23 protein-coding genes are annotated in these 24,327 nt (G+C 66.9%); 16 read left to right on the top strand and 7 right to left on the bottom strand.

All coding sequences use genetic code 11. From position 1 onward, the window contains the following. Positions 1-31 precede the first annotated feature (31 nt). From ychF to M8A51_RS14945, 5 genes are all read left to right on the top strand, one after another. Positions 32-1,126 carry a redox-regulated ATPase YchF gene (gene ychF, locus M8A51_RS14965; protein ID WP_251779268.1) on the top strand — a complete coding sequence of 365 codons (1,095 nt, stop codon included), beginning with the start codon at positions 32-34 and terminating at the stop codon, positions 1,124-1,126. Continuing rightward, positions 1,126-2,031, top strand: coding sequence for an aldo/keto reductase (locus M8A51_RS14960; protein WP_251779267.1), 906 nt, complete (start codon positions 1,126-1,128; stop codon positions 2,029-2,031). Before ychF ends, M8A51_RS14960 begins: the two co-directional genes overlap by 1 nt. A 196-nt stretch (positions 2,032-2,227) precedes the next feature. Next, on the top strand, positions 2,228-2,518 hold the full coding sequence (gene groES / locus M8A51_RS14955; protein ID WP_047196392.1) for a co-chaperone GroES: 291 nt from the start codon (positions 2,228-2,230) through the stop codon (positions 2,516-2,518). Between the two features lie 57 nt (positions 2,519-2,575). Further along, positions 2,576-4,216 carry a chaperonin GroEL gene (gene groL, locus M8A51_RS14950; protein WP_251779266.1) on the top strand — a complete coding sequence of 547 codons (1,641 nt, stop codon included), beginning with the start codon at positions 2,576-2,578 and terminating at the stop codon, positions 4,214-4,216. Between the two features lie 94 nt (positions 4,217-4,310). After that, entirely contained in the window at positions 4,311-6,311 is a 2,001-nt protein-coding gene (locus M8A51_RS14945) for a DUF1631 family protein (protein WP_251779265.1), read from the top strand. Between the two features lie 6 nt (positions 6,312-6,317). Here the strand turns inward: M8A51_RS14945 and M8A51_RS14940 are convergent, their stop codons facing one another. Further along, a complete protein-coding gene (locus tag M8A51_RS14940; RefSeq protein ID WP_251779264.1) occupies positions 6,318-7,208 on the bottom strand; it encodes an alpha/beta fold hydrolase in 891 nt (296 codons plus the stop codon). A gap of 234 nt (positions 7,209-7,442) precedes the next feature. On the opposite strand from M8A51_RS14940, the gene M8A51_RS14935 reads away from it, so the two are divergent. Then, positions 7,443-7,982, top strand: a complete 540-nt coding sequence (locus tag M8A51_RS14935) for a hypothetical protein (protein ID WP_251779263.1) — start codon at positions 7,443-7,445, stop codon at positions 7,980-7,982. An 8-nt stretch (positions 7,983-7,990) separates the two neighbouring features. Here the strand turns inward: M8A51_RS14935 and yihA are convergent, their stop codons facing one another. Further along, entirely contained in the window at positions 7,991-8,713 is a 723-nt protein-coding gene (yihA, locus tag M8A51_RS14930; protein WP_251779262.1) for a ribosome biogenesis GTP-binding protein YihA/YsxC, read from the bottom strand. Positions 8,714-8,774: 61 nt separating this feature from the next. On the opposite strand from yihA, the gene M8A51_RS14925 reads away from it, so the two are divergent. From M8A51_RS14925 to M8A51_RS14900, 6 genes are all read left to right on the top strand, one after another. Further along, the gene (locus tag M8A51_RS14925) at positions 8,775-9,392 is read left to right on the top strand and encodes a c-type cytochrome (RefSeq protein ID WP_251779261.1); all 618 of its coding nucleotides are present in this window, start codon (positions 8,775-8,777) and stop codon (positions 9,390-9,392) included. Between the two features lie 105 nt (positions 9,393-9,497). Further along, positions 9,498-11,624 carry a cytochrome c biogenesis protein ResB gene (locus M8A51_RS14920; protein WP_251779260.1) on the top strand — a complete coding sequence of 709 codons (2,127 nt, stop codon included), beginning with the start codon at positions 9,498-9,500 and terminating at the stop codon, positions 11,622-11,624. After that, positions 11,621-12,961 carry a c-type cytochrome biogenesis protein CcsB gene (gene ccsB / locus M8A51_RS14915; RefSeq protein WP_251779259.1) on the top strand — a complete coding sequence of 447 codons (1,341 nt, stop codon included), beginning with the start codon at positions 11,621-11,623 and terminating at the stop codon, positions 12,959-12,961. The genes M8A51_RS14920 and ccsB overlap by 4 nt, the downstream gene beginning before the upstream one ends. Before the next feature lie 57 nt (positions 12,962-13,018). After that, positions 13,019-13,444 (top strand): hypothetical protein, encoded by a 426-nt coding sequence (locus M8A51_RS14910; RefSeq protein ID WP_251779258.1) that lies wholly within the window; start codon positions 13,019-13,021, stop codon positions 13,442-13,444. Positions 13,445-13,609: 165 nt separating this feature from the next. After that, positions 13,610-14,602, top strand: a complete 993-nt coding sequence (msrP, locus tag M8A51_RS14905; protein WP_251779257.1) for a protein-methionine-sulfoxide reductase catalytic subunit MsrP — start codon at positions 13,610-13,612, stop codon at positions 14,600-14,602. An 11-nt stretch (positions 14,603-14,613) separates the two neighbouring features. Next, complete coding sequence (locus tag M8A51_RS14900) at positions 14,614-15,234, top strand: protein-methionine-sulfoxide reductase heme-binding subunit MsrQ (RefSeq protein ID WP_251779256.1); 621 nt, start codon at positions 14,614-14,616, stop codon at positions 15,232-15,234. A gap of 7 nt (positions 15,235-15,241) precedes the next feature. Here M8A51_RS14900 and M8A51_RS14895 read toward each other — a convergent pair whose 3' ends face one another. After that, a complete protein-coding gene (locus M8A51_RS14895; protein WP_251779255.1) occupies positions 15,242-15,784 on the bottom strand; it encodes a YaeQ family protein in 543 nt (180 codons plus the stop codon). A 140-nt stretch (positions 15,785-15,924) separates the two neighbouring features. Between M8A51_RS14895 and M8A51_RS14890 the strand changes: the two genes are divergently transcribed. Next, positions 15,925-16,104, top strand: coding sequence for a hypothetical protein (locus M8A51_RS14890; protein ID WP_251779254.1), 180 nt, complete (start codon positions 15,925-15,927; stop codon positions 16,102-16,104). 19 nt (positions 16,105-16,123) lie between these two features. Here M8A51_RS14890 and M8A51_RS14885 read toward each other — a convergent pair whose 3' ends face one another. Further along, positions 16,124-17,944 carry an ABCB family ABC transporter ATP-binding protein/permease gene (locus M8A51_RS14885; RefSeq protein ID WP_407062236.1) on the bottom strand — a complete coding sequence of 607 codons (1,821 nt, stop codon included), beginning with the start codon at positions 17,942-17,944 and terminating at the stop codon, positions 16,124-16,126. 105 nt (positions 17,945-18,049) lie between these two features. Between M8A51_RS14885 and M8A51_RS14880 the strand changes: the two genes are divergently transcribed. The 3 genes from M8A51_RS14880 (at position 18,050) to M8A51_RS14870 (ending at position 21,818) form a co-directional block, all read left to right on the top strand. Beyond that, the gene (locus tag M8A51_RS14880; RefSeq protein WP_251779341.1) at positions 18,050-18,415 is read left to right on the top strand and encodes an acyl-CoA thioesterase; all 366 of its coding nucleotides are present in this window, start codon (positions 18,050-18,052) and stop codon (positions 18,413-18,415) included. An 81-nt stretch (positions 18,416-18,496) separates the two neighbouring features. Continuing rightward, the gene (locus tag M8A51_RS14875) at positions 18,497-19,567 is read left to right on the top strand and encodes a glycosyltransferase family 4 protein (RefSeq protein ID WP_251779252.1); all 1,071 of its coding nucleotides are present in this window, start codon (positions 18,497-18,499) and stop codon (positions 19,565-19,567) included. A 97-nt stretch (positions 19,568-19,664) separates the two neighbouring features. After that, positions 19,665-21,818, top strand: coding sequence for an amylo-alpha-1,6-glucosidase (locus tag M8A51_RS14870; RefSeq protein WP_251779251.1), 2,154 nt, complete (start codon positions 19,665-19,667; stop codon positions 21,816-21,818). 14 nt (positions 21,819-21,832) lie between these two features. Here M8A51_RS14870 and M8A51_RS14865 read toward each other — a convergent pair whose 3' ends face one another. From M8A51_RS14865 to M8A51_RS14855, 3 genes are read right to left on the bottom strand one after another with little or no spacing between them, the layout of a single operon-like run. Next, positions 21,833-22,621 (bottom strand): SGNH/GDSL hydrolase family protein, encoded by a 789-nt coding sequence (locus tag M8A51_RS14865; protein WP_251779250.1) that lies wholly within the window; start codon positions 22,619-22,621, stop codon positions 21,833-21,835. A gap of 22 nt (positions 22,622-22,643) precedes the next feature. Next, positions 22,644-23,408 (bottom strand): enoyl-CoA hydratase, encoded by a 765-nt coding sequence (locus M8A51_RS14860; RefSeq protein WP_251779249.1) that lies wholly within the window; start codon positions 23,406-23,408, stop codon positions 22,644-22,646. Then, positions 23,405-24,295: an alpha/beta hydrolase family protein gene (locus tag M8A51_RS14855; RefSeq protein WP_251779248.1), complete on the bottom strand. Its 891-nt coding sequence runs from the start codon at positions 24,293-24,295 to the stop codon at positions 23,405-23,407. The genes M8A51_RS14860 and M8A51_RS14855 overlap by 4 nt, the downstream gene beginning before the upstream one ends. Positions 24,296-24,327 lie beyond the last annotated feature (32 nt).

The following is a 24,327-nucleotide window of genomic DNA, read 5'->3' as shown; positions in this document are numbered from 1 at the left end:
CCCGTTTCCCTTCCTCTCCGGAAAGCCCGCCATGAGCCTCAAATGCGGCATCGTGGGCCTGCCCAACGTCGGCAAGTCCACGCTCTTCAATGCCCTCACGAAAGCCGGCATCGCCGCCGAGAACTATCCGTTCTGCACGATCGAGCCCAACGTCGGCATCGTCGAGCTGCCCGATCCCCGGCTGCAGGCCCTGTCCGACATCGTGAAACCGGAACGGGTGGTACCGGCGATCGTCGAGTTCGTCGACATTGCCGGCCTGGTGGCCGGAGCCTCCAAGGGTGAAGGGCTGGGCAACCAGTTCCTGGCGCACATCCGCGAGACCGACGCCATCGTCAACGTCGTGCGCTGCTTCGAGGACGAGAACGTCATCCACGTGGCCGGCAAGGTCGATCCCATTTCCGACATCGAGGTGATCCAGACCGAACTGTGCCTGGCAGACCTGGCCACTGTCGACAAGAGCCTGCAGCGCTACATCAAGGTGGCCAAGGCCGGGGGCGACAAGGAGGCGCAGCGCCTGGTCGACGTGCTGAACAAGTGCCAGGCCGCGTTGAACGAAGGCAAGCCGGTGCGCACGATCGACTTCAGCAAGGAAGAGCAGCTCGTGCTCAAGCCGCTGTGCCTGATCACCGCCAAGCCGGCGATGTTCGTCGGCAACGTGGCCGAGGACGGTTTCGAGAACAACCCCTATCTCGACCGGCTGAAGGAATATGCCGCCCAACAGGGCGCGCCGGTGGTTGCCATCTGCGCCAAGACAGAAGCCGAGCTGGCCGACATGGGCGACGACGACCGCCTGATGTTCCTGCAGGAGATGGGGCAGGACGAGCCCGGCCTGAACCGCCTGATCCGTGCAGCGTTCAAGCTGCTGGGCCTGCAAACCTACTTCACCGCCGGCGTCAAGGAAGTGCGCGCCTGGACAGTGCCCATCGGCGCCACCGCACCGCAGGCGGCCGGCGTGATCCACACCGATTTCGAGCGCGGCTTCATCCGTGCGCAGACCATTGCCTATGACGACTTCATCGCCTACAAGGGCGAACAGGGCGCCAAGGATGCCGGCAGGATGCGCGCTGAAGGCAAGGAGTACATCGTGAAGGATGGCGACGTGCTGCATTTTCTCTTCAACGTCTGATGTCGGTCGCCGCTCCGGTCGAGCTTTCCCCCGGCGGCCCTCGCCTGTCGCGCATCGTTGCCGGCGCCTGGCGCATGGACAGCTGGGGCTGGACGCCCCGGCAGCGGCTGAACTGGATCGAGCAGTGCCTGGAGCTGGGTGTCACCAGCTTCGACCACGCAGACATCTACGGCGGCTACACCGTCGAAGGCCTGTTCGGCGAGGCGCTGAGGCTTGCCCCGCAGTTGCGGGAACGCCTGCAGCTGGTCAGCAAGTGCGGCATCCAGCTGGTGGCCGGCGCGCGACCGCAGCACCGGCTCAAGGCCTACGACACCTCGTACGGCCACATCGTCGCCTCGGTCGAGAACTCGCTGCGCGAGCTGCGCACCGACCGGCTCGATCTGCTGCTGATCCACCGCCCCGATCCGCTGATGGACGCCGACGAGGTCGCGCGGGCTTTCGACGACCTGCGCCGCGCCGGCAAGGTGCTGCACTTCGGCGTCTCCAACTTCACGCCGGCGCAGTTCGCGCTGCTGGCCAGCCGCACCCTGCTGGTCACCCACCAGGTCGAGCTGTCGCCGCTGCAGATGGCTGCGCTGCACGACGGCACGCTGGACCAGGCGCAGCAACTGCGTTGCAAGCCGATGCTGTGGTCGCCGTTGGCCGGCGGCCGCTTGTTCACCGGGCAGGATGCGCAGGCGGTGCGCGTGCGAGCCTGCCTGGAAGCCATCGCCGCCCGCTGGCATGCGCCGGTCGCGACGGTCGTCTATGCCTGGTTGCTGCGGCACCCGTCGCAGCCGCTGCCCATCGTCGGTTCCAGCCGCGCCGATGCGGTACGCCAGGCCGTCGACGCGCTCGACCGCCCGATGGACGCGCCCACCTGGCACGAAGTCTGGTCGGCTGCGGCCGGCCGCGAAGTGCCCTGAACCCGCCGCCCTGAAGTTTTCGACAGCTCTTGAAACGCGTCCGGCCGTCCTTATAATTCGGGCTGTTAGCACTCTCCATCGGTGAGTGCTAGTGATCCGGGCGACGGCGATTACGTCAGACGCCCAATAATGTAAATGAGCGCTCACATGCGCTCATTCCTGTTCCAGCAGTGCCTTCCTATTCAAAGGAGATGCAATGAAACTTCGTCCGTTGCACGATCGCGTGATCGTCAAGCGCCTCGAGAATGAAACCAAGACCGCTTCGGGCATCGTGATCCCCGACAACGCCGCCGAGAAGCCCGACCAGGGTGAAGTGCTCGCGGTGGGCCCGGGCAAGCGCAACGACAAGGGCGACTTCGTGGCCCTCAATGTCAAGGTGGGTGACCGCGTCCTGTTCGGCAAGTACAGCGGCCAGACCGTCAAGGTCGACGGCGACGAGCTGCTGGTGATGCGCGAGGAAGACCTCTTCGCCGTCATCGAGAAGTAATCCAGGCCTGCCCGGACTTCCACCCCAACAAGTTTCAAGCATACGGAGAATTCAAACATGGCAGCAAAAGACGTGGTCTTCGGCGGCGACGCCCGTGCCCGCATGGTCGAGGGTGTCAACATCCTCGCCAACGCCGTCAAGGTGACCCTGGGCCCGAAGGGCCGCAATGTGGTGCTCGAGCGTTCGTTCGGCGCCCCCACCGTGACCAAGGACGGTGTGTCGGTCGCCAAGGAAATCGAGCTGAAGGACAAGCTCCAGAACATGGGCGCCCAGATGGTCAAGGAAGTCGCTTCCAAGACCTCGGACAACGCCGGTGACGGCACCACCACCGCCACCGTGCTGGCCCAGGCCATCGTGCGCGAAGGCATGAAGTACGTGGCCGCCGGCATGAACCCGATGGACCTGAAGCGCGGCATCGACAAGGCCGTGACGGCCCTGGTCGAGCAGTTGCGCAAGGCCACCAAGCCGACCACCACCTCCAAGGAAATCGCCCAGGTCGGCTCGATCTCCGCCAACTCCGACGAGTCGATCGGCAAGATCATCGCCGACGCAATGGACAAGGTCGGCAAGGAAGGCGTGATCACCGTCGAGGACGGCAAGTCGCTCGACAACGAGCTGGACGTCGTCGAAGGCATGCAGTTCGACCGCGGCTACCTGTCGCCCTACTTCATCAACAACCCGGACAAGCAGTCGGCGATCCTCGAGAACCCGTTCGTGCTGCTGTACGACAAGAAGATCAGCAACATCCGCGACCTGCTGCCCACGCTGGAGCAGGTGGCCAAGGCCGGCCGTCCGCTGCTGATCGTCGCTGAGGAAGTCGAAGGCGAAGCGCTGGCGACCCTGGTGGTCAACACCATCCGCGGCATCCTGAAGGTCGTGGCCGTCAAGGCCCCCGGCTTCGGCGACCGCCGCAAGGCCATGCTGGAAGACATCGCCATCCTGACCGGCGGCAAGGTCATCGCCGAAGAAGTCGGCCTGACGCTCGAGAAGGTCACGCTGGCCGACCTGGGCCAGGCCAAGCGTGTCGAAGTGGGCAAGGAAAACACCACGCTGATCGATGGCGCCGGTGCCGCGGCCGACATCGAAGCCCGTGTCAAGCAGATCCGCATCCAGATCGAGGAAGCGACTTCCGACTACGACCGCGAGAAGCTGCAAGAGCGCGTGGCGAAGCTGGCTGGCGGCGTGGCGGTCATCAAGGTCGGCGCTGCCACCGAAGTCGAGATGAAGGAGAAGAAGGCCCGTGTCGAAGACGCGCTGCACGCCACCCGTGCTGCCGTCGAGGAAGGCATCGTGGCCGGCGGTGGCGTGGCGCTGCTGCGTGCCCGCCAAGCGGCTGGCGAAATCAAGGGCGACAACCCCGACCAGGACGCTGGCGTGAAGCTGGTGCTGAAGGCGATCGAAGCCCCGCTGCGCGAGATCGTGGCCAACGCCGGTGGCGAGCCGAGCGTGGTGGTCAACGCCGTGTTGGGCGGCAAGGGCAACTACGGCTTCAACGCTGCCAACGACACCTACGGCGACATGATCGAGATGGGCATCCTGGACCCGACCAAGGTGACCCGCACCGCGCTGCAGAACGCTGCTTCCGTGGCCTCGCTGATGCTGACGACCGAAGCCATGGTCGCCGAAGCGCCGAAGGACGACGCGCCTGCTGCCGGTGGCATGCCCGGCGGCATGGGCGGCATGGGCATGGACATGTAAGTCCTGCCCGGACCCTGTCCCTGCGCAAAAGGGCCGCCGAAAGGCGGCCCTTTTCTTTTGCCCGTTTCGGCTGGGCCGCTCGATAATGCGGCGCATGCCGACCTCCTCCCTGTTCCAGGCTCACGTCGATCAGGCAGTTGCCGATGCCGGCCCGCTGTCCGCACAGATCGTCAACCGGACGACCGAGCAATTGCGCAGCTCCGGCCTGAGCCTGGCCGTCGCACGCGACCGCCAGGAGTTCTTCAGCCTGATGGAGGCGTTGCAGCGCCAGCACGACATGCTGGTGCAGGCGCTGACCCAAGCCATGGCCGAGCGCATTCTCGAAGCAGCGCGAGAGTCCACGCCGACGCTGGTGCCGCGGCACCAGACGCTGAGCCTGGATGCGCTCACGCTGGTCGACGAACACCAAGCCGAAGAAGACATCGAGGTCTCGCGCACCATCACGCTGATCGAAGCCACCGCCGAGTGGGAGCTCTCCGAGGTGCAGGCCTACACCGCCGCACTGCGCGGCGAAGCAACCATCCGCAAAGAGGCCAACCCGGTGCGCCCCGAGGTGTACGCCCGTGCACTGAGCCAGGCGGCGCGCGCGATCGCGTTGTCTCAACCCAGCCGCATGCTGCTGCTGCGCACGGCCAGCAAACTGCTCGCCGATAGCCTCAAGACCCAGTACGCGGCGCTGTGCCGCAAGCTGTCGCAGCAAGGCATCCAGCCGTTGGCCTTCCGTGCCGTGACGACGCCGACGGCGCCTGCCGTACGGGTGGACATCACCCGCCCCGGGGCATTGCACGGGCTGCTCGACAAGGTACGCCTGGCACCGGCGGGCAGCCCGGCGCTGCCCGGTTCCGGCCAGCCGGCGGCCGCCGCACCGGCAGCGATGGAGCGGGCGCAGGTCGAAGAACTGCTGTCGCGTTTGTTCGGCCAGATCCTGGCCGATCCGCGACTGCTGACGCCGGTGAAGGACGTGCTCGGTCAGTTGCAGCCCTCGGTGCTGCGCGTGGCCCTGCGAGACCCGGCGCTGCTGCAGCAGCACGACCACCCGACCTGGCAGTTGCTCAACCGGGTGGCCTCGCACTGTGCCGGCTACAGCAACCCGTCCGACGAGCGGTTGACCGACTTTCTGCGCTTCCTGCAGGATCTCATCGCCCGCGTGACCTCCGCTCCGCATGCCGACGCGCAGCTCTACCGCGACGCGCTGCAGGAAGTGAACGACTACCTGGACGCGCGCAGCCGCGAAGCATTGGAGCGTTCGCGACAAGCCATGGAAGCCCTGCAGCGGGCGGAACACAAGGAGCGGCTGCGCAGCGTGTTGCGCCAGCAGGTGAGGCAGATGCAAGGCCGACCGCTGAGCGAGCCGTTGCGCGACTTCCTGTTCGGGCCGTGGGTCGATGCCATGACGGAATCCCTCATGCGCCATGGCGAGAACAGCCGGGAGACCGCCGAGCTGCTGCGCACCGTCGACGACCTGCTGTGGAGCGTACAGCCCATGCCCGCGCCGGCCGACCGCGAGCGGCTGCGCGCAATGCTGCCCGATCTGCTGGCACGTGTGCATGGCGGGCTCGATCTGATCGCGTGGCCGAAGCCGCAGCGCGAAGTCTTGTTCACCGAGCTGATGGCACGCCACGCCGAGTCGCTGCGTCCGCCGCCGGGGGCCGCGACTCCTGCCGAGCGTGCCGAGCACGAGCTGACCGCCGAGGAACTCGTGCAGCGCATGCGCGAGGAGTCCAGCCTGCTGCCCTTCGACACCGACGAGCCGGCCGACCGTGGCACCCTGCCCACCGTTCCGGTGGGACTGATGACCGACAGCGACACCCAGGCCGGGCGCGAAGCGCGTGAAGCGTGGATGTCACGGCTGGTGCCTGGCACCTGGTTCCACCTCTTCGTGCAGGGTGTGTGGACCAACGCGCAGTTGATGTGGGCCAGCGACAACGGCCAGTTGTTCATGTTTTCCAGCCAACATGCAGGCCAGTCGCACTCGCTGACACGCCGTGCGGTCGAGCGCCTGCTGGGCGAAGGGCTGATCACGCTGCTGGAAGACCGCTCCCTGGTGCAGCGAGCCGTCGACAGCATGATGCAGGATCTGGACGACCCCGCTTGAGCCGCCTCAGTGGCCGACGAACTCACTCAGCGCGCGGCTGACGAGCCCGGGCTGCTCGTGGACGACCCAGTGGGTGGCTCCCGGCACGCGATGCAGCCGCAACACCGGCACGAATTCCTCCAGCCCGTCGACCAGCGCCGGCGGCAACGCCGTGTCAGCCTCGCCCCACAGCACCAGTGTGGGCACTCGCACCGTCACCTGCTCGGCACTGAACTGCAGCTTCATCGCTGCGGGGTCGTCCGGTGTCGGTGGGCGCATCGGCGAGGCTCGGTAGTAGTTCAGCGGACCGGTCAATCCGGCCTGCCACACCTCGCGGTACTGCTGCTTCACCGTCTCGGTCAGCCACGCCCCGCCGTTCATGCCGGTGAAGAACGGCCACAGCCGGGCAAAGTCGTTCTCGGCCAGCAGCGCCTCGGCGTCCGGCCGGCACAGGAAATTCATGTAGGCACTGGCCGCCTGCTGCGTCGGGTTGTGCTGCAGCTCGCGCAGGAAGGTGCCGGGGTGCGGTGAATTGATGATCGCCAGCCGTTCGATCAGTTGCGGCTGCTGGACCGCGAGGTTCCAGGCGACCGCACCGCCCCAGTCGTGCGCGACCAGCGCGGCAATCGGTGCACCGAGCGTATCGATCAGCGCTGCGATGTCCTGCACCAGGTATTTGGCGCGATAGGCTTCGACCTCGGGCGGCGTCGACGACTGCCCGTAGCCCCGCAGATCGGGCGCAACGCAGCGGTAGCGGTCGGCCAGCGACCGCATGACCTCGTCCCAGACGAAGGCCGCTTCCGGGAAACCGTGCAGGAACACCAGCACGGGCGCGCCCTGAGGGCCGCAGGCGCGGCACGACAGACGGATGCCGTGGGGCAGGTCGGCGACGAAGGTCTCGATGGCGGGCAGAGTCATGGGCGCCTCCCAAGGGCTGTGACGCGAGCCAGTATCGGCCGCATGGCCGCCCCTCGCCGTCACGTGGGCGACGCACCGCACGCCCGCCCCCACCCCCTAGATTCAGCCCGCCGAGTCCCTACAACGAGGGACGGTCCGCGCCCAGAGCCGTTCCTATACTGCGCCGCACCTTGGCGCTGGCTGCAGGCCGGCTTGCGCAAGGGACACCGACTCCGTACGCAAGGAACACCCGTCATGCTTCGCATCAACATGGTCCCGCAGACGCGGGACACCTCGCTCAACAGCCTGGGCGAAAGGCGCCTCGTCACGCCCGCCAGCCTGGCCGACGGCACCTCGTGGACCGCCTTCGCCGACGAAAAACACCTCCAGGTGGTGCGCGACGCGATCGATCTGCTGGCCAGCCGGGTGCTGACCAAGCATCAGTCGTCCTGCGACGCCTTCTTCAAGCAGATGCCCGGGCGGCGCTCGTTGAGCGATATCGTCAACGGCTCGCGCAAATACTGGATACACCACGACCCGACCGGCCCGGACGCCGGCGCCACCGCCGGCATGGACGTGACGCTCGGCACCAAGGCGCTGCGGGGCGGCAAGTGGGCGGTGCTGGCCACGCTGATTCACGAGCTGGCGCACACCAACGGTGCCACCGACGAGAAAGGCGACGCCGAAGACGCGCTCAACCACTGCGGCATGAGCGATCACCACCTGAACGCCAACAACCGCAAGCCCGCAGGCAAGCCGGCCGCCCGCAAGTCCGTGGCCCAGACCCGGCGCTGACGCGCGCCTCAGGCGGCGCCGTCCGACGTGGCCTGCGGGTGCGACCAGTCGTACAGCGTGGTGGCGACGTCCTCGAGGCCGGTCTTCTTCAGCGCCGAGAACAGCGTGACGCCGATGTCGGACTCGTCGGTGACGAATTCCGCCAGCGCCGCCTGCGCCTCGCGCAGCGCCTCGTTGCCTTCCTTGCGGTTGAGCTTGTCGGCCTTGGTCAGCACCACCAGCAGCTTGACCTGCCCGGTGGTCACGCGCGGCGCCACGAACTGCAGCAGCTGCCGGTCGAGATCCTTCAGCCCGTGGCGGGGGTCGACCAGCAGCACCACGCCGCTCAGGCTGCGGCGCACTGCCAGGTACTCGGCCATCACCTCCTGCCAGCGCAGCTTGGCGGCGCGCTCGACCGCAGCGTAGCCGTAGCCCGGCAGGTCGGCGAACACCGTATCGGCGGCACTTTTAGGCCCGAGCTCGAACAGGTTGATGTGCTGGGTGCGTCCCGGCGTCTTCGATGCGAACGCCAGTTGGCGCTGCTGCGTCAGCGTGTTGATGGCGGTCGATTTGCCGGCGTTGGAGCGGCCGACGAAGGCGATCTCGGGTAACTCGTGCGGGGGCAGCTGGTCCAGCCGGCTCGCGGTGGTCAGGAAGCGGGCCGTGTGGGCCCACGCGAGTGCTGTCTTGCCGGCGGAAGCCGCCGGCGAAACGGGCGTCGGCGGCGCGCCGGAGCGTTGGGTATCGGACATGTTGGAGGCCATTGTAAAATCCCGCGGTTTTGCACCCTGCCCACAAAATCCTTCCCACGACATGAAATCGATCGCTACCCTGCTGCTCGCTGCGTTTGCGTTGGCTCCTGCCCTGGCGGCCGATGCGCCCGCGGCAGCCAAGCCCGATCTGGCCAAGGGCCAGGCCATCGCTTCTCAGGTCTGCGCCGCCTGCCACGCCGTGGACGGCTCGCGCGGCAGCCCCGCGAACCCGATCCTGCAGGGCCAGCACCCCGACTACCTCGTCAAGCAGTTGACGGAGTTCAAGAGCGGCAAGCGCAAGAACCCGGTCATGCAGGGCTTTGCCTCGGCGCTGAGCGAAGCCGACATGAAAAACGTGGCGGCGTTTTATGCCACCAAGCAGGCCAAGCCCGGTTTCGCGAAGAACAAGGATCTGGTGCAACTGGGCGAGCAGATCTACCGCGGCGGCATCGCCGGCAAGCAGGTCGCCGCGTGTGCCGGCTGCCACAGCCCCAGCGGTGCCGGCATTCCGGCCCAGTACCCGCGCCTGGGCGGCCAGCACAGCGACTACACCGAAGCGCAGCTGAACGCCTTCCGCAGCGGCGCGCGCAACAACAGCGCCCAGATGACGGCCATCGCCGCAAGAATGTCGGATCGCGAGATCCAGGCGGTTTCCGACTACATTGCCGGTCTGCGCTGAACCGCACGCTGAACCAAAAGCACAAAGGCGGGTCCCTGGCAGGGGTACCCGCCTTTTCTCTTTTGCGGCTGCCGCGTTCCGCGGCGCAAACCGATAATCCCGCCCATGTCCTCCTCGTCCACCACCGGTCTTGAAGTTCGATCCGGCTCGCGTCCGCTGCGCGATGCGGTGGAACTGGTCTCGTCGATGCGCTTCTCGATCTCGCTGCTGACGGTGATCTGCATCGCCTCGGTCATCGGCACGATCATCAAGCAGCACGAGCCGTTCGTGAACTACGTCAACCAGTTCGGCCCCTACTGGGCCGAGGTGTTCGGCGCGGTGCGGCTGTATTCGGTCTACAGCGCCTGGTGGTTCCTGCTGATCCTGGCCTTCCTGGTGCTTTCGACCAGCCTGTGCATCGTGCGCAACACCCCCAAGGTGCTCCACGACCTGAAGACCTACAAGGAATACGTGCGCGAGCGCAGCCTGCAGGCCTTCCACCACAAGGCCAGCGGCGTGCTCGCCGAAAGCCGCGACGAAGCGCTGTCCCGCATCACCCGCCTGCTGCAGCGCAACGGCTGGAGGGCCAAGGCACAGGTGCGCGAGCACGGCGTGATGGTCGCGGCCAAGAAAGGCGGCGCCAACCGCATCGGCTACCTGGCGGCACATTCGGCAATCGTGCTGATCTGCCTGGGCGGCCTGTTCGACGGCGACCTGGTGGTGCGGGCGCAGATGTGGCTGGCCGGCAAGCAGCCGTACGCCGGCGCAGGCCTGATTTCCGAAGTTGCAGACCAGCACCGGCTGAGCCTCTCGAACCCCACGTTCCGCGGCAACCTGCTGGTGCCGGAGGGCGCGCGCTCGGACACGGTGATCCTGAACCAGTCCGATGGCGTGCTGCTGCAGCCACTGCCCTTCGACATCGAACTGAAGAAGTTCATCGTCGACTACTACGAAACCGGCATGCCCAAGCTCTTCGCGAGCCAGATCGTGATCCATGACCACGAGACCGGAGAGGCCATCCCGGCCACCGTCAAGGTCAACGAGCCGGCCTTCCACCGCGGCGTCGCGATCTACCAGTCGAGCTTCGATGACGGCGGCTCGAAGCTGAAGCTGCGCGCCCACCCGATGAACAGCCATGGCGACAGCTTCGAGGTGTCCGGCGTGGTCGGCGATTCCACGACGCTGACCAACCGCGAGCAGAAGCTGACGCTCGAATTCACCGGCCTGCGCGTCATCAACGTCGAGAACCTCGGCACTGTCCCGGACAGCGCGACCGACGTGCGCAAGGTCGACCTGGTGCAGAGCCTGCAGCAACATCTCGGTTCGGGTGCCAAGGCGCCGGGCGACAAGTCGATGCGCAACGTCGGCCCGTCGGTGAGCTACAAGCTGCGCGACGCCAGTGGCCAGGCGCGCGAGTTCCACAACTACATGCTGCCGGTCGAGCTGGACGGTCAGCGCGTGTTTCTCGCCGGCGTGCGCGACAACCCGGCCGACGGCTTCCGCTACCTGCGCATTCCTGCCGACGACACCGACAGCCTCGACACCTGGCTGCGCCTGCACGCCGCGCTGCAGGACCCGGCATTGCGCGAGCGGGCCATTGCCCGCTACGTCAGCAAGGCGATCGACGGCAGCAAGCCGGAACTCGCGCAGCAGCTCACCGTTTCGGCACGCCGCGGGCTGAACCTGTTCGCCGGCGTCGAGCCGGTCGAACCCGGCGGGCCGGTGACCGGCGGGTTGCAGGCCCTGGCTGACTTCATGCAGGTCAACGTGCCTGAAGCCGAGCGCGCACGCACGTCCGAAGTGCTGATCCGCATCCTCAATGGCGTGCTGTTCGAGCTGGCCCAGATGACGCGCGAAGCCGCGGGTCTGCCCCCGCTGCCCGGCGACGAAAAGACCCAGGCCTTCATGACGCAGGCCGTGCTGTCGCTGTCGGACGCCGGCTTCTATCCGGCCCCCATGCTGCTGCAGCTGCAGGATTTCGAGCAGGTGCAAGCCAGCGTCTTCCAGCTCGCACGTGCGCCGGGCAAGAAACTGGTCTATCTGGGCTGCCTGTTGCTGGTGATCGGCGTTTTCGCGATGCTCTACGTGCGCGAACGCCGCCTGTGGATCTGGCTTCAATCGGCCGATGGCAGCACCACGCAGCTGACCACCGCGCTGTCGTCAACGCGCAAGACGCTCGACGCCGACCACGAATTCGAGTCCCTGAAAGCCGCCCTGCTGCCGGCGGCCGATCCCTCCAAGGAGGCACGATGAACACCACCACCCTCTCCCTCAACGCCCCCGGCTACTTCGCGCGGCGCAACTGGTTCGATTGGCTGTTCGCGGCGCTGGTCGTCGTCGGTGCGGTCGTCGCCTTCAGCCGCTATGCCGGCTCGATGGACGGGTACGAGAAAGCCATCCTGGTCGGCACGGTTCCGGCGGCGGTCTGGCTCGGCTGGTTCTGGAAGCCGCTGCGCACCCTGATGGTCGGGGTCTCGGCAGCGGCGCTGCTGGCGATCGCGCTGTACTCGCGCACGCAGGACGGCTTCGGCGCCGACCTCGCGCAAGGCGAGAACGTGTTCCTGCTGAAGTACTTCCTGTCCAGCCAGAGCGCGATCCTCTGGATGAGCGTGCTGTTCTTCATGAGCACGGCGTTCTACTGGATCGGCTTCTTCGCGCGCGGCAGCGCCGGCACCGCCGAGCGCCTCGGTTCGCGTCTGGCGTGGACGGCCGTGGCCATGGCGCTGATCGGCACGCTGGTGCGCTGGTTCGAAAGCCACCAGATCGGCCCGGACATCGGCCACATCCCGGTCAGCAACCTGTACGAGGTGTTCGTGCTGTTCTGCTGGCTGACGACCACCTTTTACCTTTACTACGAAGACCAGTACAAGACACGCGCACTGGGCGCGTTTGCGATGCTGGTGGTCAGCGCGGCGGTCGGCTTCCTGCTGTGGTACACGCTGGTGCGCGGTGCGCACGAGATCCAGCCGCTGGTGCCGGCGCTACAGAGCTGGTGGATGAAGCTGCACGTGCCGGCCAACTTCATCGGCTACGGCACCTTCGCTCTCGCCGCGATGGTCGCGTTCGCCTACCTGATCAAGCAGCAGGCGGGCGAGACGCGCTGGTACAAGCTGACGCCCCTGTGGGCACTCGGCGTGGTGCTCTGCTTCGAGCCGCTGGTGTTCCGCAAGTCGACCGACGGCGGCACGAGCGCCTACTGGGCCGTCTACTTCGGGCTGTCGGCCCTGATCGTCGGCGGCATCCTGTTCGCCCGGCGTCGCATCGCCGAGCGGCTGCCGAATCTCGACGTGCTGGACGACGTGATGTACAAGTCCATCGCCATCGGTTTCGCCTTCTTCACGATCGCGACCATCCTCGGGGCGCTGTGGGCGGCGGAAGCCTGGGGCGGCTACTGGAGTTGGGACCCGAAAGAGACCTGGGCGCTGATCGTCTGGCTGAATTACGCCGCCTGGCTGCACATGCGGCTGATGAAGGGCCTGCGGGGCACCGTGGCGGCCTGGTGGGCCCTGGTGGGACTGGTGGTCACCACCTTCGCCTTCCTGGGCGTGAACATGTTCCTTTCGGGCTTGCATTCCTACGGCGAGCTGTGAGCAGGGTTGCAGGCCGCGGCGTATAGTGGCCGACCAGACTGCTTACGCCGCCCAGACATGCCCTTCGTCGCCCGCAACGTCCACGGCGTCATCGTCAGCCTGCACCGCGAGCCGACGGCCGACACCCAGGAATTCCTGCCCGACGACCACCCTGACGTCGACGCCTTCGTCGGCCGTCGCCCGGTGGCTGACGACCGTTTCCGCGCGCTGGACGCGGACTTCGTGCGCGTGCTCGAGGACGTGATCGACCTGCTGATCGACCGCAACGTCATCCGCATCACCGACCTGCCGTCCGAGGCGCAGCAGAAGCTCTTCTCGCGCAAGAGCTTCCGCGACAGTCGCGGCAAGAACTCGCTGAAGCTGTTCGACCCGGTTGCGCTCGAAGCGGTGACGCATTTCGACGTGAGTGCCGGCAACCCGCCGTCCACGACGGCGGGGCTGGACGTCATCGACACCGATTTCCACGACGACCTCGGCCGTTGACACCCCGGCCGTGCCGACCTGCTTGGTCGGGGCCAGGCACGGGTCCTTACACTGGTATTCCCCCTGGCTCGAGGGAGGAACCATCCGCAGACTGCGGCGTTCGAACCGGCATCTCCCCGGAAAAACCGGGGCGCCCACGAACACGCACAGGTAAGGACCGACCCCATGCATACGCGCAAAGACCGCGGTTTCGAGCACTCGATCCCTTCGGAGATCACGCCCCGCGCCGTCTACGAGCAGCGGCGCGAGCTGCTGAAGTGGATGGCTGCCGGTGGCGCAGGCGCCGCATTGGCGGCCTGGTCCGGCCGCGAAGCGATGGCGCAGTCCGCCCGCCCGAACAAGCTTGCGGCATTGCCCGGCGCACGCAGCGCTGCGGCCGGCGCCATGACGATGGAGAAACTGACGCCCTATGACGACGTCACCAGCTACAACAACTTCTACGAATTCGGCACCGGCAAGGACGACCCGGCACGCAACGCCGGCACGCTGAAGACGCGCCCGTGGACCGTCTCGGTCGAAGGTGCCGTCGGCAAGCCCCGGGTGTACGACATCGACGATCTGCTCAAGCTCAGCCCCATGGAGGAGCGCACCTACCGTCTGCGCTGCGTCGAGGGCTGGTCGATGGTGGTGCCGTGGGTCGGCTATTCGCTGGCCGAGCTGATCAAGCGCGTCGAGCCGACCGGCAGCGCCAAGTATGTCGAGTTCCACACGCTGGCCGACAAGACGCAGATGCCCGGCGTCAGCTCGCGCGTGCTGCTCTGGCCGTATGTCGAGGGCCTGCGGCTCGATGAGGCGATGCACCCGCTGACGCTGCTGACCTTCGGCCTGTACGGCGAGGTGCTGCCGAACCAGAACGGCGCGCCGGTGCGCCTGGTCGTGCCATGGAAGTACGGTTTCAAGAGCGGCAAGTCCATCGTGCGCATCCGCTTCGTCGAGAAGCCGCCCACCACCGCCTGGGTGGCCGCGGCGCCGCAGGAATACGGCTTCTATTCCAACGTCAACCCCAAGGTCGACCACCCGCGCTGGAGCCAGGCCACCGAACGCCGCATCGGCGAGGACGGGTTGTTCCAGCGCAAACGGCCGACGCAGATGTTCAACGGCTACGAGGCCCAGGTGGGCCAGCTGTATGCAGGCATGGACCTGAAGAAGAACTACTGAGACTCGGCGACGTGAAAGCCTTGCTGCTGCACCCTGCCGCCAAACCGCTGGTGTTCCTGGCGTGCCTGCTGCCGTTCGCCAGCCTGTTCTACGGCGCGGTGGCCGACACGCTCGGTGCCAACCCGGCCGAGGCCTTGATCCGCTCTCTGGGCGACTGGACGCTGCGCCTGCTGTGCCTCACCCTCGCCGTCACGCCGCTGCGCACCTGGACCGGCTGGCACGCGCTGGCGCGCTTTCGCCGCATGCTGGGCTTGTACGCGTTTTTCTACGGCCTGCTGCACCTGCTGGCCTACGCATGGTTCGACATGGGCTTCTACCTCGACGACATCGCCCGCGACATCGCGAAACGGCCCTTCATCCTGGTCGGCTTCGCGGCGCTGGTGCTGATGTCGCCGCTGGCCGCCACGTCGTTCAACCGGGCCATCAAGGCGTTCGGCGCTGCCCGCTGGCAACGGCTGCATCGGCTGGTCTACGCCGTGGCGTGCCTGGGGCTGCTCCATTTCTTCTGGATGCGCTCGGGCAAGAACGACTTTGCCGAGGTGGCGGTCTATGCAGCCGTCCTCGGCGTGCTGCTCGGCTGGCGCCTGATGCGCAGGCTGCGCGACCGGCAGCAAGGGCTGCAGCGCGCCTGACGCGGCGCTACGAGGGCTGCTTCCAGGTCGCGACTTCCAGCTGCACGCTCTGCTCGGTGTCCCCGAGCCAGATCTGGCCGTCCTGTACCGTGCATTGCAGGCGCATCGTGCGTTGCACCAGGCCGACGAGTTGCTCCACGGCCTCGGCCGGCAGATGCAGCACCCGCAGATTCGACAGCCGTTCCAGTGGCCCGCGGTTCTGCGACCACCAGACCTCGCCCACGCGTCCGAAACTGAGCACCACCACGGCCTTCGAACGATGACTGGCCTTGCGGATGAGCTTTTCGTCAGGCTGGCCGACGTCGATCCACAACTCCACGTCGCCGGTCAGGTCACGCTTCCAGATGTCGGGTTCGTCGTTGGTGCTGAGTCCATTGCCGAAGGCCAGGCCTTCCTGAGCGAACAGCGCGAAGGCGAGCACCCGCGCCATCATCCGTTCGTCGTTCTCCGAAGGATGACGGGCGATCGTCAGGGAATGGTCGCCGTAGTAGTGGCGGTCCATGTCCGCCACCTGCAGGTCGACCTTGAATATCGTGGATTTGAGCGCCATGGGGCGGCAGTCTCCCACAAGCTGCCGGGCCGGGGGTAGGATGGGCGTGTTACTCACCCCGGAAGGGGTGTCGACCGGGCATGCCCGGTCGATACACCCCTTCGCAGTTCGCCCGCGTGCGAGATCGAAAGGACCAGCCTTTGGCCACCCCGAATTACTCTTATGAAAAACGCCAACGCGAACTCGCCAAGAAGCGCAAAAAGGAAGAGAAGCTGAAGCGCAAGACGGAGCACCGCAGCGATGCGCCTCAACCCGGCGACGCGCCGGAAGGCCAGGCCGGCGACGCAACCCAGGAGCGGCCCCCCTCGGGCGAAGCCTGAACCCGAGCGGCTCGTCCCGTCACTCGCTGCCGCTTTGCTGCAGCGCCCACATCTGTGCATAGCGCCCGCCCTGGGCCAGCAGTTGAGCATGCGTGCCGCGTTCGATGATGCGGCCGGTCTCCATCACCAGGATCTCGTGTGCGTCGACCACGGTCGACAGCCGATGCGCGATCACCAAAGCCGTCTTGTTGCGCGCCGCAGAGGCGAGTTCGGCCTGGATCGCGCGCTCGTTGGCCGAGTCCAGCGCCGAGGTCGCCTCGTCGAAGATCAGGATCGGCGGATTCTTCAGCAGCGTGCGTGCGATCGCGACACGCTGCTTCTCGCCTCCCGACAGCTTCAGGCCCCGCTCGCCGACCATCGTGTCATAGCCCTTCGGCGTGGAGGTGATGAACTGGTGGATGTGAGCCGCCCGGGCCGCCGCCTCCACTTCGCCGCGCGTCGCGCCCGGCCGGCCATAGGCGATGTTGTATTCGACGGTGTCGTTGAACAGCACGGTGTCCTGCGGAACGATGCCGATGTTGCGCCGCAGGCTCGACTGCGTGACTTCGCGGATATCCCGGCCGTCGATGGTGATGCGCCCGTCCGTCACGTCGTAGAAGCGGAACATCAGCCGCGCCAGCGTCGATTTGCCGGCGCCTGACGGCCCCACGACCGCCACCTTGCGGCCCGCCGGGATCTCGAAGCTGACGTCCTGCAGGATCGCCCGGTTGGCGTCGTAGCCGAAGCTCACGCGCTCGAAGCGCACCACGCCGTGCGGCACCTGCAATTCCGGCGCGCCCGGCGCGTCGTCGACCTCGCGCTCGCGCTCCATCAGTGTGAACATCTTCTCCAGGTCGGTCAGCGCCTGCTTCAACTCGCGGTAGATCACGCCGAGGAAGTTCAACGGAATGTAGAGCTGGATCATGAAGGCATTGACCATCACCAGGTCGCCGAGCGTCATCGTGCCGGACACGACACCCTGCGTCGCCCGCCACAGCATCGCGATCAGCGCGGTCGCGATGATCAACTGCTGCCCGGTGTTCAGCAGCGACAGCGTCGATTGCGACTTCAGCTTGGCGCGGCGCAACCGCTCGAGGCTTTCGTTATAGCGGACCGCCTCATAGTCCTCATTGCTGAAGTACTTGACGGTCTCATAGTTCAGCAGCGAGTCGATCGCCTTGGTGTGGGCATTCGAGTCGAGCTCGTTCATCACCTTGCGGAACTTGGTGCGCCATTCCGTCACCGAGATCGTGAAGACGATGTAGATCACCAGTGCCGCAACCGTGATCCAGGCAAACCAGGCGTCGAACTTCACGCCCAGCAGCGTCAGCACGAGGCCGACCTCGACGAGGGTCGGGAAGATGCTGTAGAGCGAATACGAGATCAGCGAATGCACACCCCGGGTGCCGCGCTCGATATCGCGGGTCATGCCGCCGGTCTGGCGTTCCAGGTGAAAGCGCAGGCTCAGCGAATGCAGGTGCCGGAACACCTGCAGCGAGATGCTGCGCGCTGCGCCCTCGGTGGCCTTCGCGAACACCAGCTCGCGCAACTCGGTGAACAGCGAGGTCGACAGCCGCAGGCCGCCGTAGGCCAGCAGCAGACCGACCGGCACGACCATCAGTGCACGGGCGTCACCGGGGCCGATCGACAGGCTGTCGACCAGTTGCTTCAGCAGCAGCGGCACGCTGACGTTGGCGAGCTTGGCCGCGACCAGGAAGGCCAGCGCCACGATCACCCGGCCGCGGTATTCCCACAGGTAAGGCAGCAAACGCCGCAGCGTGGCCCAGTCCGAGCGGGGGACGGGCATGACGGAGGCGTCCTGCGCCGCGGGTTCGGGCAGGCTCAAGGCAACACGGCGCATCGTGGACAATCTCGTGGTTCGAGTGTTTTCATCAAAGTGGAGCCCATGGCCGACGAATCAAGCCCCGATCCAGGTCCCGACACACCCGTGAGTTTGCCCAAGGACATGGAGCTCGCGTTGCGAGTCTTGCCGATGCCGGCCGACGCCAATGCCAACGGCGATATTTTCGGTGGCTGGATCATGGCCCAAGTGGACCTGGCCGGCTCGGTGCTGCCTGCCCGCCTCGCCAAGGGCCGTATCGCCACCGTGTCGGTCAACCAGTTCGTCTTCAAGCAGCCGGTGTCGGTGGGGGACCTGCTGTCCTTCTACGCCCGGGTCGAGCGCGTCGGCCGCACGTCGATCACGGTGCACGTGGAGGTCTATGCCGAGCGCAACCCGGCCGACCTGCGCGTCGTGAAGGTCACCGAGGCCAACCTGACCTACGTCGCCATCGACGGCGACGGCAAGCCGAGGGTGCTGCCCGGCCGCTGAAAGCGCGCCTCACCGGGGAACGTCGTTTGCTGTACGTACCTGCAGAAAGCAGGTACCCCTGAAGCAGACGGAGGATTCCCGATGAAGATTGCGCAAGTGGCACCGCTTTTCGAAAGTGTGCCGCCGAAAGGCTACGGCGGCACCGAAAGGGTCGTGTCCTACCTGACCGAGGCGCTGGTGGCCCAAGGCCATCAGGTCACGCTGTTCGCCAGCGGCGATTCGCTGACCGCCGCCGAACTGGTGCCGGTGGTCGATCGAGCGATCCGCCTCGATCCGCGGCGGCCGGAATGGTTGGTATGGCACACCGTGATGCTCGACGAGGTGTTCTCGCGTGCCGCCACCTTCGACGCCATCCATTTCCACGTCGACTTCCTGCACTATCCGCTGGCGCGCGTGTGCCCGGCGCCTTGCGTGACCACCCTGCACGGCCGGCTCGACTTGCAGGATCTACCTCCCTTGCATCGACATTTTTCCGAGCACCCCCTGGTCTCCATCTCCGACAGCCAGCGCAAGCCGATGCCGTCGGCGAACTGGTGCGCCACCGTGCACCACGGCCTGCCGCGCGACCTGTACCGCTTCCACGCCCAACCCGACGACTACTTTGCCTTCATCGGCCGCGTTTCGCCCGAGAAACGGCTCGACCGCGCCATCGAGATTGCCGTGCGTTGCAACACCCGGCTGCGCATCGCCGCCAAGGTCGACACGGCGGACCAACTGTATTTCGAGCACCACATCCGGCCGCTGCTGGCGCACCCGCTGGTCGAGTTCGTCGGCGAGATCGGCGAATGCGAGAAGAACGATTTCATCGGGCGTGCAAGGGCGCTGCTGTTCCCGATCGATTGGCCGGAGCCTTTCGGACTGGTGATGATCGAGGCGTTCGCCTGCGGCACACCGGTGGTCGCCTACCGCTGCGGCTCGGTGCCCGAAGTGATGCGCGACGGTATCACCGGTGTCATCGTCGAGCACCAGGACGAGGCCGTCGCAGCGGCACGGAGCATCGGGCGCATCGACCGGCGGCGCTGCCGCGAGGAGTTCGAACGGCGCTTCACGTCCGCCACGATGGCGGCCCGCTATGTCGAGGTCTATCAGACCCTGATCGGCACGCGGTCGAATCTCCCGTGGCAGCCAATGCCTGCTGAAATGGCGCAGTGAACCGACCCGTGCGCACTCTGGCCCGGGCGCGGTGGCCCTTGCAGTTGTCCCACCTCGCCGGCCGGCGGGCGCGCCCCACAAGCGAGGAGCCAGGCTGATGGACAAGATCCGCGTCGGAGACAAATGGTACGTCGCGGCCCACGCCGCCCGTTCCGACGAGAACCCGCACGTGCTCAAGCACGACGAGACCTTCGTGCTGCTCGACCGCTACGGCGACGTGCAAGCGCTGGGCAAGGGCGAGCAGGGCCTCTATCACGAGGACACCCGCTATCTCTCGCACCTCGAACTGCTGATGGACGGCGTACGGCCGATGTTCCTCGGCTCGGCCGTGAAGGAGGACAACAGCCTGCTCATCGTCGAGCTGATGAATCCCGATCTCCCCCGGCACGCCGTGCTGAAAGGCACGGTCCACATTTTCCGCGCCAAGCTGCTGTGGCGGGGTGTCTGCTACGAGCACATCCGCCTGACCAACCACGGCGACGAAGCAGCCCGCCTGCGGCTCACGCTGCAATTCGATGCCGATTTCGTCGACCTGTTCGAAGTGCGCGGCATGGAGCGCAGGCAGCGCGGCGAGCGCCTGCCCGAGCAGATCGACAGCGACGAAGTGTTGATCGGCTATCGTGGTCTCGACGGACGCGTTCGGCGCACGCGCCTGCACTTCAGCCCGCCCCCCGACGTCATCAACGCCCGCGAGGCCGAGTTCGATGTCGAGCTGCACCCGAAGGAAGAAGGCCATTTCTATTGCACGGCGGGCTGCGAACAGGACGACGTCAGTCCCCAGCAGCTGCGCTACGACACCGCCTTTCGCGACAACGCCGAGGCACGCCATGCCGCGACGCTGCGCAATTGCTCGATCGAATCCTCGAACCCGCTGGTGAACCTGTGGTTCAAGCGCTCGGCCTCGGACCTCGCGATGCTCACCACCTCGCTCGACACCGGGCCCTACCCGTACGCTGGCGTACCGTGGTACTCCACGACCTTCGGGCGCGACGGCATCCTGACGGCGTACGAGCAGCTGTGGATCGACCCCTCGCTCGCCAAGGGCGTGCTCGCCTTCCTGGCCGCCACACAGGCCACCGGCGAGGACGCCGAGCGCGATGCCGAGCCGGGCAAGATCCTGCACGAGGCGCGCAAATGCGAAATGGCCAACACGCAGGAAGTGCCGTTCGGCCGGTACTACGGCACCGTCGACGCCACGCCGCTGTTCGTCGCACTGGCGGGGGCCTACCACGAGCGCACCGGCGACACCGGCTTCGTGCGCTCGATCTGGCCGAACGTCGTGCTCGCACTGCAATGGATCGACCAGTACGGCGACCGCGACGGCGACGGGTTCGTGGAGTATGCGCGGCGCAGCAAGGACGGCCTCGCTCAGCAGGGCTGGAAGGACTCGCACGACTCGGTGTTCCATGCCGACGGCCGGTCGGCAGAGGCGCCCATTGCGCTGTGCGAGGTGCAGGGCTATGTCTACGAAGCCAAGCTGCGTGCCGCCGACCTCGCGGTGATGATGGGCGACGGCCCGCTGGCCGAACGGTTGCGGCACGAGGCCGTTGAACTCAAGGAGCGCTTCCAGCAGCAGTTCTGGTGCGACGACCTCGGCGTCTATGCGCTGGCACTCGACGGACACAAGCAGCCGTGCCGCATCGCGACGTCGAATGCCGGCCACGCGCTGTGGAGCGGCATCGCATCGCCCGAACATGCCGCCCGCATGGCGCAGCGCTTTCTGCAGCCCGACTTCAATTCCGGCTGGGGCATACGCACCGTCGCGGGCGGGCAGGCGCGCTACAACCCGATGTCGTACCACAACGGCTCGATCTGGCCGCACGACAACGCGCTGATCGCCGGTGGCATGGCGCGCTACGGGCACACCGCCGCGGCGCTCGAGGTGCTGACCGGCCTGTTCGACGCCAGCCTGTACTTCGGTCAGCATCGGTTGCCCGAACTCTTCTGCGGCTTCCCGCGGCGGCCGTCCGAAGGGCCGACCTTGTACCCGGTGGCCTGCTCGCCGCAGGCGTGGGCGGCAGCGGCCGTGTTCGGTATGGTGCAAGCCTGCCTGGGGCTGGGAATCAACGCGGAACGCCGCGAGGTGAATTTCACCTCGGCGCGGCTGCCACGCTTCATTGACTGGCTGAGAATCCGTCAGCTCGCCGTCGGCGATGGCTTCGTCGACCTGCTGCTGCAGCGCTACGACAACAACGTCGGCATCGAAGTCATGCGCAAGAGCGGCGACGTGGCAGTGCGCGCCGCGGTCTGAGCGGACCGCGTGGGTCAGCGGCGTTGCGCCCAGGCGGTTGTCGGCAGATGCAGGGCCGCGGCGGCCGGCGCGCGAGCCGCCGCTGCACGCTGCACGATCAGGGTCGCAAGATGCCCCGCCCAGCGGGCATACAACGCGGGAGCGGGGTGAAAGCCGTCCTCGGCCATCTCGGAGACGGCCAGTTGCCCGTCGGCGAGTTCGCTCGGCAGTTCGAGGTGCACGATGCCGCGCTGCACGGCCCACTGCGCTTGCGCCCGGTTGATCTGCCGTGCGTCGTTGCCGAGCACGCTGCGCAAGGGCCACGGCAGCAGCGGAAAGTGTTCAAGCGGCGGCGCCGCCGTCCAGACGAACAGCCGCGGCGCACAGCGCTCGCGCAGCAAGGACCACAGCGCCTCGCGGTCGCCGACGGCGCGCGCCGGCGGCACCTGTGCGAGCACGTCGTTGACGCCGAGCACGGTCACCACGACGTCGCACGGCCGCGGCGGCTCTGCCTGCACCCAGGTGAGTGCGCCATGGGTCGTAAGGCCGGTCCGCGCGATCAGCTGCCAGGCCACTGCCTGCCCGGTCCGCTGCGCCAGCTCGCGTGACAGCTGCCCGGCCAGCGCCTCGCTCTGTGTCGGCGCCCCGACGCCTGCGGCAGAGGAATCGCCGAGGATCAGCAGGCGCAGCGCAGCGGCGTCGACCTCGCCCACGACACCTTCACGCGGGCCGCCCGCCTCGGGCAACTCCAGCGCCCGCCTGCGCGTGCGCAGGCCCTGCGCCGCCAGCAACGGCGACAGCGTCAGCTTGGTGAAGCCCCACACGGTGTGCCGGTCGACGAGCCGCTTACTCGAACTTCGAGAAGTCGGGCTTGCGCTTGTCGAAGAAGGCCTGGAACGCCTCGCGCGCCTCGGGGCTGCGCAGGCGCTGGGCGAAGATCTCGCCTTCGACGCCGATGGTCTCCTGCACCAGCTTGGCCTGGCCGCGGCGCATCAGTTTCTTGGTCTCGCGCACGGCAGCCGGCGGCAGCATGTTGAAGCGCTCGGCGATGCGACGCGCATGATTGACGACCTCGCCGGCCGGCAGGATGGCGTTGACGAGCCGCATTTCCTGCGCCTCCTCGGCGCCGAAGGGGTCGCCGAGCAGCAGCTTCTCGGCGGCCTTCACATAGCCGGCGTGCATCGGCACCAGCAGGCTGGAGGCGAACTCGGCGACCAGGCCGAGGCTCGTGAACGGCATCGCGAAGCGCGCCTCGTCGGACGCGTAGACCAGGTCGCAGTGCATCAGCATCGTCGTGCCGATGCCGATCGCGGCGCCGGTGACGGCCACGACCACCGGCTTGTCGCAGGCAAGAAGCGCCTGCATGAACTGGAACACCGGCGAGTCGCCGCCCTGCGGCGGGCGCTGCATGAAGTCCTCGAGGTCATTGCCGGACGTGAAGATGCCGGGCTGTCCGGTGAACAGCACGGCGCGCACCGAGGCATCGCTCTGCGCCGCCTTCAACGCGTCGCCCATCGACTGGTACATCGCGGCGGTCAGCGCGTTCTTCTTCTCGGGGCGTGCGATCTCGATGGTCTGCACGCCGTTCATCACGGCAGTCTTGATGCTCATGCTGTCTCCTGTTTGAAACTGTGGAATCCGTGGAACAGATCGATCGCACGACGCCAGAGTGTGCCTTCGAACTGCTCGCGGAAGAAGCCGAAGTGGCCGATGCGGCGCACGGCCAGGTCCTGCGGCGCGATGCGTTCGATGCGGCGTGGCGCGTTGGCATAGCAATCGACCAGCACGCGGGTGCCGCGTTCGGTCATCAACTCGTCGTCGGTCATCAGCAAGGCGATGACGGGAAAGCGCGCCTGCTCGAACGCCTCGCGCACCGTCGCGCCTTCGGCGCCGACGTGGTAGCGCGGGTTCAGGCACCAGCGGCGCCACTGCATGATCACGCCCTCAGGCAGATCGCCGACCTTGCGCAGGCGGCGTCCGGGGAAGTAGCCGCACAGCTTGGTGACCAGCGGCACCAGCACATACCAGAAGTACAGGATCATGCGCCGGGTGCGCGGCGCGTTGTCGCGCCAGTAGCCGCTGCCGGCGGCAATCGAGACCATGCCCTGGATGCGGTCCCGGTTGCGCAGCATGCCGGGCAGCTGCGCGCCGAGGCTGTGGCCGATCACGTACAGCGGCACACCGGGCGCGGCCTCGGTCAGCGCGTCGATCACCGTGTCGTAGTCGCGTGCCCAGTCGAACAGGTCGGCCTTGAAGCCGCGCAGCGACTTGCGACGCTCGCGCGGGCGCGAGTCGCCCATGCCGCGGTAGTCGAACGATGCGGCCAGGAAGCCCTGCTCGGCGAGCCACTGCGCGAAGGCGCGGTAATAGTCCTGGCGCACGCCCATTGCGCCGCCGATCACCACCAGCGCGCGCGGCGACTGCACCTGCGAGTCGGGCCAGTAAAAGCGCGCCGAGATCCGTGCGCCGTCGGAAGCCTGTAGTTCTATGGTTTGCATGTATGCCCTCTCCCACCATGTTGCGACAGATT

The organism is Caldimonas mangrovi (assembly GCF_023721835.1).
In the GTDB taxonomy this organism is placed as follows: domain Bacteria; phylum Pseudomonadota; class Gammaproteobacteria; order Burkholderiales; family Burkholderiaceae_C; genus Caldimonas; species Caldimonas mangrovi.
This window is presented reverse-complemented; position numbering and strand designations above follow the sequence as displayed.